At 37.2% G+C, this 17,819-nt stretch carries 10 protein-coding genes; 9 read left to right on the plus strand and 1 reads right to left on the minus strand.

What is annotated here, in order from left to right:
• Positions 1–865: 865 nt before the first annotated feature.
• The 9 genes from OQ5_RS23735 (at position 866) to OQ5_RS0101300 (ending at position 15,721) form a co-directional block, all read left to right on the plus strand.
• The gene (locus OQ5_RS23735; RefSeq protein ID WP_218054483.1) at positions 866–2,572 is read left to right on the plus strand and encodes a phospholipase D-like domain-containing protein; all 1,707 of its coding nucleotides are present in this window, start codon (positions 866–868) and stop codon (positions 2,570–2,572) included.
• Between the two features lie 97 nt (positions 2,573–2,669).
• A complete protein-coding gene (locus OQ5_RS23740) occupies positions 2,670–3,662 on the plus strand; it encodes a helicase-related protein (RefSeq protein WP_218054484.1) in 993 nt (330 codons plus the stop codon).
• An 85-nt stretch (positions 3,663–3,747) separates the two neighbouring features.
• Positions 3,748–4,098, plus strand: a complete 351-nt coding sequence (locus OQ5_RS23745; RefSeq protein WP_218054485.1) for a hypothetical protein — start codon at positions 3,748–3,750, stop codon at positions 4,096–4,098.
• Positions 4,099–4,107: 9 nt separating this feature from the next.
• Entirely contained in the window at positions 4,108–8,298 is a 4,191-nt protein-coding gene (locus tag OQ5_RS19905; protein WP_016775750.1) for an Eco57I restriction-modification methylase domain-containing protein, read from the plus strand.
• Between the two features lie 6 nt (positions 8,299–8,304).
• On the plus strand, positions 8,305–10,230 hold the full coding sequence (locus OQ5_RS0101280) for an ATP-dependent nuclease (RefSeq protein WP_016775751.1): 1,926 nt from the start codon (positions 8,305–8,307) through the stop codon (positions 10,228–10,230).
• Positions 10,227–12,302 (plus strand): UvrD-helicase domain-containing protein, encoded by a 2,076-nt coding sequence (locus OQ5_RS0101285; RefSeq protein ID WP_016775752.1) that lies wholly within the window; start codon positions 10,227–10,229, stop codon positions 12,300–12,302. Before OQ5_RS0101280 ends, OQ5_RS0101285 begins: the two co-directional genes overlap by 4 nt.
• A 290-nt stretch (positions 12,303–12,592) precedes the next feature.
• The gene (locus tag OQ5_RS0101290; protein ID WP_016775753.1) at positions 12,593–14,179 is read left to right on the plus strand and encodes a calcineurin-like phosphoesterase C-terminal domain-containing protein; all 1,587 of its coding nucleotides are present in this window, start codon (positions 12,593–12,595) and stop codon (positions 14,177–14,179) included.
• A 273-nt stretch (positions 14,180–14,452) separates the two neighbouring features.
• Positions 14,453–14,914 (plus strand): hypothetical protein, encoded by a 462-nt coding sequence (locus tag OQ5_RS0101295; RefSeq protein WP_016775754.1) that lies wholly within the window; start codon positions 14,453–14,455, stop codon positions 14,912–14,914.
• A 66-nt stretch (positions 14,915–14,980) separates the two neighbouring features.
• Positions 14,981–15,721 carry an SDR family NAD(P)-dependent oxidoreductase gene (locus tag OQ5_RS0101300; RefSeq protein ID WP_016775755.1) on the plus strand — a complete coding sequence of 247 codons (741 nt, stop codon included), beginning with the start codon at positions 14,981–14,983 and terminating at the stop codon, positions 15,719–15,721.
• Between the two features lie 304 nt (positions 15,722–16,025).
• On the opposite strand, the gene OQ5_RS0101305 is transcribed toward OQ5_RS0101300, so the two are convergent.
• The gene (locus tag OQ5_RS0101305) at positions 16,026–17,615 is read right to left on the minus strand and encodes a dipeptidase (RefSeq protein WP_016775756.1); all 1,590 of its coding nucleotides are present in this window, start codon (positions 17,613–17,615) and stop codon (positions 16,026–16,028) included.
• Positions 17,616–17,819: the final 204 nt, after the last annotated feature.

Raw genomic sequence — 17,819 nt, forward strand, 5'->3', positions numbered from 1 at the left:
ATAACATTTTTTTAGTTCGTGCAACCCTGCGGGAAGTTTTCCGGGAATTTTCCGGGTTCATGCAAGAGTGCAGGAAGTTAGTCATAACATTTTTTTAGTTCGTGCAACCCCGTGGGAAGTTTTCCGGGAATTTTCCGGGCTCATGCAGGTGTGCAGGAACTTAGTCAGAACACTTTTTTAGTCCATGCAACCGTGCAGGGAGTTTTCCGGGTTCATGCAAAGGTGCTTGAAGGTTATCCGGGTATTTTATTAACTCATGCAACCTATAAATGCATTTCCGGAACAGCTCTCCACCATGGATTGCAGTATTTGTAAGTTTTTTAATAGTACCCGTCGAACCAACTTTTTAGGTTTTACCTGAAGAATATTTTTTCAAAATCTTATTCAATACTCCGTTAAACTTTTACAATACACTGCAAACCAATTGTTTATGCTTTTTAATATTGGTTTATTAAGATGCAGTGTATCAATATTTTACGGATTATCTTACATCTTGTATCTAAAAATCTAACGATCTATTGTTATTACCAGACTTTAGTAAAAGTTTAACGGAGTATAGGATAGCATAACAGCAATGAGGCTGTGAGGTTGTTGGGGGCAATACTGACAAAGACAGAAATGAGAACCCGACAACGAATGTTAAATGACAAGATATTTCCTCCCGCGAATAGAGTATTTGGGTTTTTGCCAACTCACTAAACCGACCCTAAAAAAACCCAAAAGAGCTATTTCTTTGCCGACGTACCGAAAAAAGTTATTTTTATAATTTAATAAAACGAGCATGGCAAGGATTGCCCACAATAAGAATATGTATAAATGCTTGCATGCAAGTTCCATTCGATCTTAATGAACAAATTTTATACGAATGAAACAGAAATTTTTTAAGGATATAGAAACTAAATACACTGACTTAACATTCTTTACGAACGATTCGGAAGATTCCCTTCTGGATAGATTTAAATCTGTTTTAAAGACCGTTGAATTTTTTGATATTCTTGTTGGATATTTTAGAATAAGTGGGTTTCACCAATTGTATAAATCATTTGAGAAAATTGAAAAAATCAGGATACTGGTTGGACTTAATATTGACAAAAAGACTTTTCAAATAATTGAAACAAGCAAAACACAGGGAAAACTTGATTTTGAAACTCATACCAGAACAAAAGAAATAATTGGCGAAAAAATAATTAATGAAATTGAAAAAAGTGAAGACACTCAGGAAGTAGAGGAAGGAATTCACAAGTTCATCGAATACTTAAAATCCGGAAAAATTGAAATTAAAGCACACCCAAGTCATGACCTACACGCTAAAGTTTACATAAGCCGGTATTTCAAGGATGACAGGGATTTTGGAAACGTAATTACTGGTTCGAGTAATTTTTCTGAATCGGGGTTGGTTTCCAATTATGAATTTAATGTTCAGCTGAAAAATAGTCAGGATGTAAAATTTGCATTGGAAAAATTTGAATTGCTTTGGGAACAAGCTGTCGATATTTCAGATTATTATGTTGATACAGTGCAGACTAAAACCCATTTAAACGAGAATATCACACCATATCAGATTTACCTGAAACTTTTGTATGAATATTTTAAAACTGATTTAAGCCTCGACCCGAATCTGTTTTACCAGAACATTCCTGAAGGATTCATGAAATTAAAGTACCAGGAGCAAGCTGTAACAAATGCGAAAAAGATTCTTGATGAGTACGGTGGTGTATTTTTAGCAGATGTTGTGGGTTTGGGGAAAACTTTTATGGCAACATTATTGGCAAATCAATTGCCTGGAAGAAATTTGGTAATTGCTTCTCCCGCCCTGCTAACAAAAGAAAACCCAAACTCGTGGTTAAATGTTTTTCACGACTTTAAAATCGCTGCTGAATTTGAATCAATTGGAAAACTTGAAAAAATAATTGAACGAGGAACTGAACGATATGACAATGTTTTCATTGATGAAGCGCACAAATTCAGAAATGAAAATAACGTAAGCTACGAAAATCTTTCAGCCATTTGTCGTGGGAAGAAAGTAATTCTAATTACTGCTACCCCACTTAATAATTCGCCTTTAGACATCCTTTCACAAATTAAACTATTTCAAAAAGGTAGGAATAGTACAATTCCCGGAATCAAAAATCTTGAAAGCTTTTTTGGTTCTCTTCAACGTAGATTGAAAAACCTGGATAGAAAAGACGATTACGATGCATACATGGACATTGTGAAAGATAATGCAGTTCAAATTCGGGATAAAGTATTAAAACACATTATGGTTCGCAGAACCAGAAAAGAAATTGATACTTATTTTAAGGATGACCTTAAAAATCAGGGACTGAAATTTCCTGTTGTAAATCCACCGGAACCTATTTTTTATAAACTTGATGCAACTTTAAATAATATCTTCATCAAGACAATTGCTTTAATCACAGATGAGAAGCAATTCAAATATTCAAGATATACCCCGCTGCTTTATTTAAAGGAAGAGCTATCAGATTTTGAGAAAACCAGTCAGCGTAACATGGGTGGTTTTATGAAAATATTGCTTATCAAACGATTGGAAAGCAGCTTTTTTTGCTTTTAAAAAAACACTTGCACGTTTTATCAAATCGTATGAGGATTTTCTAGTAGCATACGACAAAGGAAGAGTTTATGTCAGTAAAAAACACTGGCAAAAAATTATGGATTTCTTTTTGGCAGAAAATTACGATGCTATTCAGAAATTGATTGATGATGAAAAAGCAGAAGAGTATGGAAAAAATGATTTTACTCCTCAGTTAAGATCGGATATTGAATCAGATTTAAAAACGCTAAAAACAGTTGAAGGACTTTGGAAAAATATCAACTACGACCCAAAACTGGATAGTTTCACTGAAAAAATCAAAGAACAAAAAGTTTTACAGAAAAATAAACTCATCATATTCACTGAATCAAAAGAAACTGCCGAATATCTTTCTGAAAATCTTAAAACCAGGCTGAACGACAAAGTGTTGATTTATCATGGGGGTTCATCTGAAAAAGAATTAAAAACCGTTATCTCGAATTTCGATGCTAAAGCAAGAAACCCAAAAGACAATTACCGGATAATTGTAACAACAGAAGTTCTGTCGGAAGGAATTAACCTGCACCGTTCCAATGTGGTTATCAATTATGATATTCCATGGAACCCAACCCGGATGATTCAACGAGTGGGTAGGATTAACCGGGTAGACACACCATTCAACAAGATATATACTTACAACTTTTTCCCAACTGAAGAAGCAAACGACATTATAAAATTGAAAGAAGCAGCCATTTCTAAAATCAATTATTTTATTGAAATGCTTGGGAATGATGCAAAGCTGCTTACAGACGGCGAGGAAATAAAGTCTTTTGAACTTTTCAATAAATTGACTTCTAAAGAGTTTATTATCGGAGATGAGGACGGAGAAGAAAGCGAATTGAAATATTTGCGGGTTATTGAAGATATCAGAGATAACGACAGGGAATTATTTGCCCAAATAAAAAATTTGCCCCGAAAAGCCAGAGTTGCGAGAAAAGCAAATGCTGCGTATAAGATGGATGAAAATGTTTTGGTTACCTATTTCCGAAAGGAAAACTCGAAAAGTTTTACCTGGCAGGTGAATCACAAAATACCGAACTTGATTTTTTTGACTACTGCAAAGCTTTTTTGAGGCTTCTGAAAAAACTCCGGGACAAAAAATTCATAAAGATTTTTACGAACTTCTCAAGAGCAATAAAGCCCAGATTGAAATTGATTTGGCTGAAAAAGAAGAAGTGGAAGAAAGTACCAAAAAAGGAGGCAGGGATAATGCAACAAGAATCAGGAAAATTCTGGATGCCAAAGAAATTAAACGCTATAATGGATTCACTGATACAGATGATGAATATCTCGCAAAAGTGAGGGATATGCTCGATGAAGGTGCAATGCCAAAAACCGTGGCAAAACGAATTTTTACAGAAATAAAAGATGAAACCAACCCGATGAAAATTCTTGCAGCTATTAAACGCAACTTACCTGAGCAATTTTTCAATCAGACTGCATCGGCAAAAGATGTTTCGATGAGTATACCAAAAGAAGTTATTTTATCTGAGTATTTAATAAAGTAGTCGCACAATATGAAACTATACGAAGCTAAAAATATCATCACCGAAGTTTTTGAAAATCCTTTCGATAAAGATAAATTCAGTTATTTTATACGCAACCTGCTGAAAAACATGCAAAAGGCGGAGTTTCTACGCACCGGTTATAACATCCCTAAAGCTTTTGAGGACTTTATTGCTTCTTACGAACGTTTGGGCAAATACGAAGATGAAGAAGGCAATCTGATTGATGTTTTAATTATAAAACTCAAACGTGACCATTCCATTGACTATGCTCGAAGTACACAACGAAATTTTGTGCGATGGTATCTGAACGACAAAGGTAAAGATGCTGCATTGGTAGCATTTACAACAGAAAAATCAAGTGAATGGCGCTTTTCGTTTATTAAAATGCAGTACAGCCTTGAAAAGAAAAAAGATGAACTGACGCCTGCCAAACGTTCATCTTTTATGGTTGGCGAATCTGGTAAAAGCCATACCGCACAACGGCAGTTGATAGACTTGCTGAAGAACGACCATGCTCCTTACCTTTCCGATATTGAAGATGCCTTTAGCATTGAAGCAGTTTCAGATGAATTTTACGAAAAATACAAAGCCCTGCTGTTTAACCTGGTGGATGAAATTGAAAATGTTGTAAAACGAGATAAAACTGTTAAGGATGAGTTCGAAAGCAAGGAAATCAGTATTCTGAATTTCTCCAAAAAACTGCTCGGGCAAATCGTGTTTCTGTATTTCTTACAGAAGAAAGGCTGGTTGGGGCTTGAAGAAAAAGAAAAATATGGTGAAGGTGATAAAAACTTTTTACGAAGTTTGTTCAATAAAACGAAGAAAGGAGAAAACTTTTTTAACGATTACCTTGAATACCTGTTTTACGATGCCCTGAGCAAAAAACGGGTAACCGATTACTACGAACGTTTTAAAACACGCATTCCGTTTTTAAATGGAGGTTTATTCGACCCCATTGAATTTTACGACTGGCAAAAAACCGATATTGTTATTTCAAATGAAATTTTTTCCAACCGAAAAGGGGATGAAGAAGGAACCGGAATTCTGGATGTTTTCGACCTATACAATTTCACGGTGAAAGAAGATGAGCCGCTGGAAACCGAAGTTGCCATCGACCCCGAAATGCTGGGTAAAGTATTTGAACGGATGCTGGATGTAACTGAACGGAAAAGCAAAGGAGCTTTTTACACGCCTCGTGAAATTGTGCACTACATGGCACAGCAAAGTTTGCTTTATTTTTTAGTGTCTCAGGCTTCCAGCCTGGGAATATCCAACGAGAATGATTGGAAAGCAGACCTCGAAACTTTCATTCATTACGGCGAACATATTATCGATAAAGATATAGCTGTTGCTGAAGGAAAATTAAAAAATACAGCCGAAAACAAAAAAATACCAGACAGCATAAAACAACATGCCAATGCTATTGATAAAGCACTTGAAGACATAAAAATTTGCGACCCGGCGGTAGGTTCCGGTGCTTTTCCTGTAGGCATTATGAATGAAATTGTAAAACTCAGAAAACTATTAACCCCATTTATAGTGTCCCAAGCTTCCAGCTTGGGAAAAACCAATCAGGATGATAGGAATACACTTCCCAATCAGGATGATTGGGGCACAATATACTTCGACAAAAATGCTGAAACCGAAATTCACGAAAGAGACCTTCCGCACTGGAGTCAGAAAGGCGTTGCCTATTTTGTGACTTTCCGTTTAGCCGATTCTATTCCTGACAGTGCAAAAGCCAAAATAAAAAGAGACCGTGAAAACTGGTTATCACGTTATAAAATTAAGGATACATCAGAACTAAAAAAACTTCCTAAACAAGCAAGAATTGAATATCATAAACTTTTTTCAAAACGCTACGATGAATTACTTGATAAAGGTTATGGTTCTTGTGTTTTAGCTCAACCTGAAATAAAAGAACTTGTTGAAAAAGCTTTAAAACATTTCGAAGGTAAACGCTATTTCCTTGATGAATTTATTGTTATGCCTAACCATGTGCATGTCATAGTTATTCCCAAAGGAGATTGGACTTTGGATAAAATAACCCATTCATGGAAGTCGTTCACAGCCAATGAAATAAATAAAATAACAGGAAATTCCGGACAGGTATGGATGCACGAATCATTTGATCATATTATCAGAAGCGAAAAACAATTGCATAAAATACGGCAATATATTAAAGATAATCCTAAAGTGTCCCATACTTCCAGCATGGGGATGGGGGATGGTTCTCAAGCTTTCGGTTTAAGAGAATCCAATCAGGGTAATTGGAACCCTTTGCCCAATCAGGATGATTGGGATACTCAGCGCAGTGCCTACCGCTTTAAATTAAACGCCATACAAAACTCTATTTACGGTGTGGACATTGATGCCGGAGCCGTGGAAATTGCCAAACTGCGTTTGTGGCTTTCAATGGTTGTGGACGAAGAAAGAATAGATAAAATAGAACCACTACCAAACCTCGAATACAAAATTGTTCAGGGAAATTCCTTGATTAATATTCCTGACGGCACCGCAATTAACGATGCATTAGCCACTGAAATTGAAAATTTAACAACAGCATATTTTCATATTACAGATAAAGAAAAAAAACAGGAACAAAAACAAATAATTGATACCAAGATACAGGAGCAATTGCAGTTTGTTTCTGAAATGGTAGGGTATAAAATTGATTTTGATTTTAAACTTTTTTTTCATGAGGTTTGGAAGGAGAAAGGTGGTTTTGATGTAGTGATTGGGAATCCACCGTATGTAGAACATAAAAAACTGAAGCACATTGCATTTATTTTGAAAAAAATATACGAAGTTTATTCAGGTTCTGCTGATTTAAGTGTTTACTTTTTTGAAAAAGGTCTAAAAATTCTTCATCATAATGGTAATCTATCTTTTATTTCAACAAATAAATTTTTCAATACAGGATATGGGAAATTTCTAAGAAAATATCTCCTAAAGCATAAAATCAATTCTATTATAAATTTTGAACAAGTTGAAATTTTTGAAAAAGTGTTGGTTTCAAGCACTGTAATGAATATCTCAAATATAAAATCTAATCAAGAACAAAAATTCATTTATTCTGAATTTTACAAAGAAAAAGAGTGGAGAAAAGAGTTTAATAAACGTATTGAAGAAAGCAAACAATTCAAACAAAACCTCTTTAATGAAAAAGAATGGAATTTTTTAGAAAGCAATGAATTAAAAATTAAGAATAGAGTTGAGGAACTTGGCCAAAAAATTAAAGATATTAATGGTGTTGAAATTAAACGAGGTGTTACTACTGGTTATGACCCTGCTTTTGTGTTGTCAAATAATGTAGAATTTGAAAATGCAGAGGTATTAAAACCGTTAATTAAAGGTCGTGAGATAAAAAAATTCAAACCATTATTAAGTGATGCTCAATTATTATTTATTCCATGGCATTTTCCTTTGCATGAAGAAAAAACAATAAATGGAGCGTCAGAATTAGCAGAAGAAGAACTAAAAGCAAATTATAATGATATCTATTTACATTTGATTAATCACTATGATAAACTAAATCAAAGGAACAAGGAAGAAACGGGCATTAGATATGAATGGTATGCACTTCAAAGATGTGCAGCCTCATATTATCCCCTTTTTGAAAAAGATAAGATAGTATGGCCATTAACAGCTGACAAATGGGGCTTCACACTCGATAATAAAAAGCATTATTTAACAAGTGGTGGATTTTTTCTTGCTTCTGAGAAAGTTTCTTTAAAGTACATTTTGGCATTACTTAATAGTAATTTAATGGAATACTATTTCAAATTTATTGGGGTAATGACCGCCGGTGGTGCTTATACATTAAAAAAAGCCACTATTGAGGAATTGCCATTAATACTCAAAAGTAAAACAAAAGCATTTGAAATAATTGTTGATTACATCCTCTTCCTCAAATCCCAACCCACCGATAAAATGAGCTTCTACTTCGAGCAACTCATAGATGGCATGGTGTACGAACTCTATTTTGAAAACGAAATCAAACAAGCCGGCTGCAATATTTTAAAATACCTGGACGATTTGCCGGAGATAAAAGATGAGATGCCAGATGAAGAGAAAATGAAAATCATTACCAAGGTATTCAATAAATTGTACGATGCAGCATCGCCGGTGCGCAAAAACTTAGAGGCCATGGAGGAGGTTGAGGAAGTTAGAATAATTAAGGAATCCCTGGAAAAGTAAATTATCATGTATTTAGCCCAACTAAAATTATGGAATTTCAGGAAATACGCCACAAAAGACGGTGGAGAAATTTCTGAGGCAAATCCCGGCCTCGAAGTAAACTTTAAACCCGGTGTCAATCTATTGATCGGCGAAAATGACAGTGGGAAAACTGCAATTATTGATGCGATTAAACATCTGTTGCTTACTCAGAGTCGGGAATATATTGCTTTGGAGCCTTATGACTTTCATAAGGATCCTGGTAAAAGTGAAGAGTTCAGAACCAGAAAACTTAAAATTGAAGCTGTTTTTAAAAACTTTAAACCAGAGGAAGCTGCAAATTTTTTAGAATGGATAGGTTTTAACGATAAAGGTGAATATGAGCTAAAAGTGTGGCTAACTGCCGAAAATAAAGATAATCGGGTAATTGTTAACTTCAAGGCTGGCGCAGATAGTGAAGGATCACCTATGGATGGAGAGGCAAGGGATCTTTTACGCGTAACTTATCTTAAACCATTAAGAGATGCCGAAGCCGAATTAACACCGGGCTATAAATCACGTCTAGCTCAAATTCTTAAAAATTATCCGGCTTTTAATAAAGATTTACAAGAATATGAAAATCATACTGTTGAACACCATGGGACAAAAGTGCATAAACTGGAAAAATACATCATTGAGGCAAATAAGCTGATTGAAGAATATTTCAAACCATCTGAAAATGAAAACAATGCTAATGCTGGTAAAATTAAAACAGATATTAAAGAATATTTGAATGCATTTTTCCCGGAAGGAGAATTTGATGAGGATTCAACTAGAGATACCAGGATTGAAATTTCAAAAAGCGACCTCAATAATATTCTGCAAAAGCTAAGTCTTAGTCTGGCAGAAGATAAAAGCGGCCTGGGCGCTTTAAATCTGTTATTCATTGCTACCGAATTGCTGTTGTTACAATATTCCAGAGCAGATAGTTTAAAGTTGTTGTTAGTTGAAGAAATTGAAGCACATTTACATGCACAGGCTCAGCTAAGATTGATAGAATATTTTAGAACAAAGGAAAACGAAGAACAACTGATACTTACTACACATAGTATAACTTTGGGTTCAAAAATCCCACTCGAAAATCTTTTTATTTGTAAAAATGATAAAGTCTTTCCAATGGGGCATAATGACACCCAGTTAAATCAGGGAGATTATAAATTTTTGGAGCGTTTTCTGGATGCAACAAAAGCCAATTTGTTTTTTGCACGTGGTGTTATAATTGTAGAAGGCGATGCTGAAAATATACTTATACCCACCATTGCCGAAATTATTGGAACACCGTTGCATGGATATGGAGTTTCTATTGTTAATGTTGGAAGCACTGCTTACAAACGCTATGCGAAAATATTTTTGAGACAAGATAAAGATGATGAGAAATATAAAAACGAATGGCTTGATATTCCTGTTTCAATCATTTCCGATAAAGATAAAAATAAAGAGGATAAAATAAAAGATATAGAGAAACGATGGAATAAACAGAACCTGCAAATATTTATTTCTAAACACAAAACATTAGAATATGTCATCGCATTAGGCAAATTCCAAAAAGAAATTTTCCATGCGATTTTAATCGCTCAAAAGATAAAAAACTCTACTGATGAGAATTTTTACCAGGAAATATTTAATGATGAAAATGAGTTTGTCATTCCAAAAGAAATTACAGAAGAACAGAAAAAATGTTTTGTAAATTGGACAAAAGATATTGATGAAGGGGATAAGAATTCAAGAATTGCGTTTGAAATATATAAACACCTGAAAGAAAAACAAGTATCAAAAGCAATTACTGCACAGATTTTTTCAGAGATTATTAGTATCGATAAAGAAGAATCAAAAAAGCGAATTTTAGCTGATGAATACTTAGCGTACATCGTTGATGCCATTAATCATGTTTCAAATACAAATATCACGGAATGAAACCGGTTACTGCTGATGAAATAAAAATGGCTGAAAGAATCCTGTTATCTGAAGGTGAAACATTTGGCGGTGAAGGTAGCGAACGGGTTAAAGTAATTGAGGAGTTGGATAAATCATGCGATGTTGTTGCATGCCCGGGTAGTGGTAAGACAACCGTTTTGCTTGCCAAATTATTGATTTTGGCTAACCGAATGCCTTTTGACGATAATCGGGGAATTTGTGTTCTAACCCACACCAATGTTGCCATTGATGAAATAAAGAAAAAGGCAGGTATTGCAGGTGATAAACTCTTCAACTATCCTAATTTCTTTGGAACATTTCAGAAATTTGTGGATAAATTTTTGGCAAAGCCAGCTTATATAAAAAGATTTGGCACTCCGTTTAATAGTATTGGTATTGATATAGTTACAAAGAAAGTCAAAACTAATTATTATAGGGAAGTTAGAAACGATTACAGTAAGGACAAATGGATTTTTCACCAAATAAAAAGCAAACTTCCAAAAACATTTCCTATTGGTCAAAAGACAAAAATAATTAATAAAGAAAAATTTGAATACTTTAACAAGATAGTTTTTGATTTTCAGGAAGATATGATTTTTTATAAAGCCGATATTACTCAAAATAATTATTTAGCGAAAAATGAAAGTACTGACAGATATAAATTTATTCATTCAATAAAATATCCAACTTTAAAAGAAGGTTACTTATATTATGATGATGCTTACTCTCTTGGTTTATGGTACATTTCGCAAAATAAAAAGATTTTGAAAAAAACTTTTTCAAACCGATTCAAATATGTATTTGTCGATGAAATGCAGGATACCGATTCCTATCAATTAAAAGTCATCGAAGATTTATTTAAAAATACGGATACCATTATCCAATATTTTGGAGACCCGAATCAATCAATTTATGACTTTTCAGTTAAGGAAGAAATTGTTTGGCAACCGGGAAAAGACGGAAGAAAAATATTGAGAATATCAGATAGTAAACGATTTGGAAATGAGATATCCTGTGTTCTGGATAAGTTAAAAGTTGACGGCAGTCTTAATTTGAAAAGTGGCTCAGGCAACAAAACTTGTAAACCTCATTTATTAGTTTTTAAACAGGGGGAAGAATATAAGGTTTTAGAAAAGTTTGTAGAAATAATTCATGACAAACAAGATAAATGGATAGAAGAATTAAAAAATAAAAATCCTGTATATAAAGCAATAGGGTGGATTGCTAAAGAACGCACAAAAAAAGAAATTGATGAAGGGAAATTAAATATCAGTTCTTATTTCCCCGGCTTTGAAAAGAAAGCGGTTAAAAACAAACTGGCATATGATAACTTAAAATTTTATCTGCGAAAAAATGAAGCTGATAAGGAAAAAGGGGCAAAAATATATTATGATTCAATTATTAATGCTTTGTTGGAGGTTTTGGATAGAGGTGGTGTAAAAAGAAAAGTGGTTATTAATAAACAAATTGAAGAAGAAATCCAACAGATTACTCAAGAGCGTAGCTATACAAAAACATCACTTTTTGAAATCCTGGAAAGTAAGGGCAAATTAAAATGTCTGTTAAATAAAATTTCCTGTTGGATCACACAAATTTATAAATCTCCGGAAATTTACAATTCAGATGTCATAAATGATGTTAGAAAAGACATTAAAAAATATCTTCCTGCAATTTTTAATGATTTTAATGAAAATAAAGTCAATGAATTTTTAAATGAACCGCCAGAGGCCTCAAAGAGCAATTACACTGAGGATGCTGAAAATAAAGGGTATATTTTTAAGTCCGAAAACCAGAAATATAAAGACATTGCCATTGAAGTGGGGACGGTTCATTCAGTAAAAGGCGAAACGCATACAGCCACGTTGTATATGGAGTCTTATTTTGATAAAAGTTATGAATCAAAGCGTTATATAGATATTTTAACAAATGCAAGAAAAAATCATGAGAAAACGTTAAAAATGCTCCATGTTGGTTTTAGCCGCCCTACGCACCTTTTATGCTTTGCTGTTAGAGAAGACCGCATAAATAAAGCAGAAATAGACAGCAACGAATGGCATATAATTGAAGTTTAATTTGTAAGACAAATTTCATTGTAGGATTGGTTAATACAAATTGATTTGATATAACAATTAAAAACAGCTTTAACCTGATGAAAGCCCACGCTTTGTCCCCATACACGACCTGTTCCAATTTATCGAAACTGGCAGGTCGCTCACCCCAGCCCCCAAGCCAATTTTGCAATAACAGGGGGGCAGAGCCGACATTGACAGTTTAGTTTAATTTTTTCTTAAATTTATCTGGTTAAGTCGGTTTTTAATCCGTTTTTCCTTAATTTGGGATTTATTATAAATTTAACCGAATAATGAAATTCTACATCAATCTCTTATTATCAGTCTTCTTCGGATTGTCCTGCACGTTTTCACAAAGCCCTGCTACCGGCTTTGTTTATGAGGATGTCAATCAAAACCAGAAGAAAGACAAAGGCGAGAAGGGCCTTGAAAATGTGGCCGTGTCAAACGGAGTAGAGGTGGTACTTACCGATAAGAAAGGAAAATATGAAATTCCGGCAGGCGACGACAATATTCTCTTTGTCATCAAACCTTCGGGATATGCTCTTCCTGTAAACGAATATAATCAGCCTCAGTTTTTCTATATCCACAAACCGGAAGGTTCGCCCGGCTTAAAGTATGAGGGGGTTGCCTCCACCGGGAAGTTGCCACGTTCGGTGGACTTTGGCCTCATTCCTGACGTTTACCGTGAAAATTTCAAAATGCTGGCTTTCGGTGATCCCCAGCCGTATTCAGAAGAAGAAGTTGATTTCTTTTACAGGGGGGTTGTGAAGGAGGTTAAAGGAATCAATGATGTGGCTTTTGGTTTGACACTGGGAGACCTGGTAGGCGATAATCTTGATCTGTTCAATCCCTACCGCGATGCTGTGAAAGAGATAGGCGTTCCGTGGTTCAACGTCATGGGGAATCACGACATGAACTATGATGCAGAATCCGATTCTTTGTCGGATGAAACTTTTGAAAGACATTTCGGACCAGCTAATTATGCCTTCAACCACGGCAAGGTTCATTTTATTGTTCTGGATGATATTCTTTATCCCGATCCCCGTGACGGCATGGGGTATTGGGGCGGATTTCGTGAAGATCAGCTCGAATTTGTGGAGAACGATTTAAAATTTGTTCCCAACGATCATCTTATCGTTTTGGCATTTCATATTCCTCTGGAAGAGGGGGAATTTGGCGATTCGTTTCGCGATGAAGACCGTGATAAACTGTTTGCCCTTTTGGAGGACTATCCTTACACCCTGTCACTTTCGGCACATACTCACATCCAAAACCAGTATTTTTTCAGACGTGAAGATGGTTGGAGGCAGACCGGCGAACATCATGAATATAATGCAGGCACTACATCGGGCGACTGGTACAGTGGCCATCTGAACGAAGAGGGAATTCCGGTTTCAACCATGAGAGACGGCACACCAAAAGGCTATGCATTTCTGACTTTTAAGGGAAATCAGTATTCTGTCAGATACAAGGCAGCCGGTCGTCCTGCTCAGCATCAAATGCACATCTATGCACCGAAAGTTGTACCCCAAAATGAACATCTGACTGCACGTATCGCCGTCAACTTTTATATGGGGAGCGAGAAAGACTCTGTTATTTACCGGGTGGATAAGGGCGAGTGGCATAAAATGCATTTTATCAATACTTATGACCCGGCCTACATACACATGGTGCAGGAATGGGATTTTACTGAAGAACTTTTTCCCGGAAAACGTCCCTCCAATCCTTCAGAATGCTCCCATTTATGGACAGGTCGAATATTTAATAACCTGGACGAAGGGGAACATACCATTGAAGTAAAAGCAATTGATATGTTTGGTCAGGAGCATATCGCTACCAAAACCTACAGAATTGAACAAAGAAGTAAAGATGATTAGACTAAGGCTGAAAGTGAATTATCCGGCTTTAAATCATAAAGTAAGCCGGATAATGCACTTTTCAGACTAACTTACATCCAAACTCCGTCTTAACCTCCATCTGTCTGTTCGATTTCGAACACAACCTTGTTACGCATTCGCACATTTCCCATACTATTCTGGTTGAATTTTTATTTCATAAATAATTGTAAATTAGTAAGTTATTGTTTTTGGTATGCCTGTTGCAGAAGGTAGATCAACAACGCAATTACTAACTAAACAGGAGGACAAGAAATGAAAACTTCAGCCATTTTTTTACTGATTAGCTTATCCCTGACTACCACTATTAATGCAGTAAATAATACTGTTGAACCTGAAAAGCGTTTCGCTAATAACAGAACAGCCGGTTTGATGGCTTACCTGAACGAGGTAACCGAAGAAAACATAGCGATTGAGTCGTGGATGCTGGATATTGACGAATTTGATGCTGAAAGTGAGTTTACAGAGATTGAGGACTGGATGTTAGATCCCTCAGCATTTGAAAAACCTGAAACAAACAATGCCGGTACAAACGTTTTTAATATTGATGAAAGCGTTTTTGAAGAATTTGATGAAACAATGGAACTTGTTGAAGATTGGATGTTGGATGTTGAAAAATTCCGTACAGGAGCAAACAATACTGTTTTAATCGATTACCTGGAAGAAGACTATGAAGAAGAAATCCTTCCAATTGAGGACTGGATGTTTAATTTCTGATAAGTGAATTCTGGTTTTTTCTGAATATTGTTCTTATCTTAAAGAAGAAATATTCAGAAAACCATTATGGAACACAGGTTAAAAGACAAACGCGCCATTGTAACCGGTGGCGCCAAAGGAATAGGAAAAGCCATAGCCATTGCCCTCGAGGAATCCGGTGCCAAAGTCTGGGTAATCGATAAAGACAAAAAAGCTTTGGATGATCTGCGACAACATTACCCCTGGATTCAAACTTCCCACTTCGATTTGGCCGATGCCGGCGAGATATTAAAATTTTTCAGACAAATCGAAGTGGAATGGCGAAACGCCGACATCCTGATCAACAATGCCGGTCTGAGCCGGTTCAAACCTCTCAAAGAACTCTCCGTAGAAGAGTGGGACTACATCATCAACAGTAATCTTCGAGCCGCTTTCATTTGTGCCCGTGAATTTGCCAAAATGCATCCGGATGGGAAATACGGACGTATTATTCAGATTGCCTCTACGCGACATCTTATGTCGGAGCCTGGCGGAGAAGCTTATGGTGCTTCAAAAGGCGGAATTGTTTCTCTTACACACGCGTTGGCCAATTCGTTGTCCGGTACCGGAATCACCGTTAACAGTATCAGTCCCGGCTGGATACACAACGGCAGCCCCGAAGAACTCAGGCCTAACGATCATTCCCAACATCCCAGCGGAAGAGTTGGAAAACCTTCGGATATTGCTTCACTTATTCTCTGGCTTTGTATGCCCGAAAACGATTTTGTGAATGCCGAAAACATCTACGTGGACGGCGGTATGACACGCAAGATGATTTATGAACATTAGTGTCGCGTCTTGAACGCAATAGTCCGTTAAAAAAAGCCTAACCGCAGAGACGCAATGACGCAAAGTTTTTATTATGAGAGGTAGAGACGCCCAAATTGGGCGTCTTTACCTTACCAAACAAATGTAAAAGTTTAACAGAGTATTGGAATGATAATCATGTTTGTTTTTGATGGCAAATCAGATTCGGTTCTGCCTCTTTGATTGCAAGGAATCCGCTATTTTCTTGTGGGGAAGTTTTGGTATTTTTTGCGGAGCAAAGCGGAAGAGCCGGGCGGTCGGTTAACCGTGCGTAGCGTCTGCCACCTTAGAATTTTTCATCGTATTTGGTCCAGAGGAAATCTCCTAATTTCCATGCTTCATTAACTACTCTGTTACCCCAGCTTATGGTATACCGGGTCAGATGGTCAATGGTGTGTTTGGTACGCATGCTCATAGCTTCTTTTTCGGCCTGTACCTGACTTTCAAAGATTTCTTTCTGAAGGGGAACCATTACACTGTCTACATCGTATCGCATTTCATTCCATCGTTGCGATGCGAGTGTACTCAGCCGGTTAAAGGCCCACCATGCCGATTGGCGGCTGAACCCCTTTCGACCAGGGTATTTGTATGAAGCAGGAAGGTCAGTAACGCTACAATACACCGGTATGTATACCGATGTGGCTACATTATCCTGAGCCAGCCAAACCAGTCCTCCAATTTCGTTGGGCAGCCAGTCGCGACTCTGCGTGATGGTGGCGTACATGGTATACCAACGGGCAATGGTTCGCTCGCCCAGATCGCCCCATCCACCATGGATATCGAACAGGTCGTATGCGTCGTAAGGCATAAATGGACTGGCAAGAGGGTGGGGGATGGTGTCGCCTTCTTCGGTCACTTTTTTGATGTGGCTGATCATATCGTATGGTGTGCCTTCGTAGTAATCTTTAAAGATTTCTATCATCTTGTCCAATGTGACTTTTTCTGCCGGTTTTACAGAAAAAGGATAATCACGGGCTTCGGGGTCGAGATTGAGCGATGGATTCATCATGGATAAAACGCGCCATTCTCTCCGGCGTGCTGCCAACGACTCGCGACTTTCAGGAGCATAGGCATCAGCAAAGCGAAAAGGACCGGTTGCCTGATTCCACCACATGCTGTCGGTAGCCACTTCAAAAACATTTTCAGAGGCCATGAAGTAATCTTCGTTTTCCAGGTCAATTTCCTGAATGCGTGCAGCATTCGCATTTACACTTACTTCATCGTCGGGAACGCGTTGTGCCACCCAGATGGCGCCTACCTGCCCCTGGCCGGGGCCCACAATTTCCATGTGCCAGACTTCTTTTGTGTCAGCTATGGTAAGGCATTCTCCGGCATCATTCCAGCCGTATTTTTTGAGTAGTTCGCCGCCTGTTTTTATGGCATCACGTGCGGTGGAGCATCGTTGCAACATTAGTTTAATCAGGCGCTGGCAATCGATCAGTCCTTTATCGGAAACCAATGATTCCCTGCCGCCGAAAGTGGATTCTCCAATAGCCAGTTGTTGGGTATTCATACATGGATAGGCGGTATTGATATAACCGTATGTTTCTCTTACCTGGGGAATTTCCCCTACAGGGGTGTGTTTATAGGCCGGCATAGGGCCGGAATCATCGGCTTCTCTTTTGTACATGGTTACTTTATCACGTCTTCCGTGTCTTTCGGCAGGGACAATATCCATCCAGGCACGTGTTCGGTGACTATCGTCTGTGTGTGAGGTCATGACCGAGCCGTCGAAAGTTGCCAGTTTGCCTACGGTAATGCTTGTGCATGCTTCGGGAACGCCGTTCTGCCAGTCGGGTTTATCCTGTCCGTTTGTAGAGAAACCAAAAATCAGAAAAATTACTAATGCAAGTGTCAGATTGTACGGGTAACGCATAATTGATAGAATTTGAAGTCAACAATGGTTGAGGCAGGGATAATTGTTGCAGCAAAAATAATGATTTTCGGCAGATGAGGGTAACTTGCATGCGGAAGTTTGACAGGCAGAGGGCAAGGGCAGAGGGCAAGGGCAGAGGGCAAGGGCAGAGGGCAAGGGGCAGAGGGCATGGGGCATGGATCTTTCTCAATTATCAGTTATCGA

This window comes from Anaerophaga thermohalophila str. Valhall, assembly GCF_000250735.1.
In the GTDB taxonomy this organism is placed as follows: Bacteria; Bacteroidota; Bacteroidia; order Bacteroidales; family Marinilabiliaceae; genus Anaerophaga; species Anaerophaga thermohalophila_A.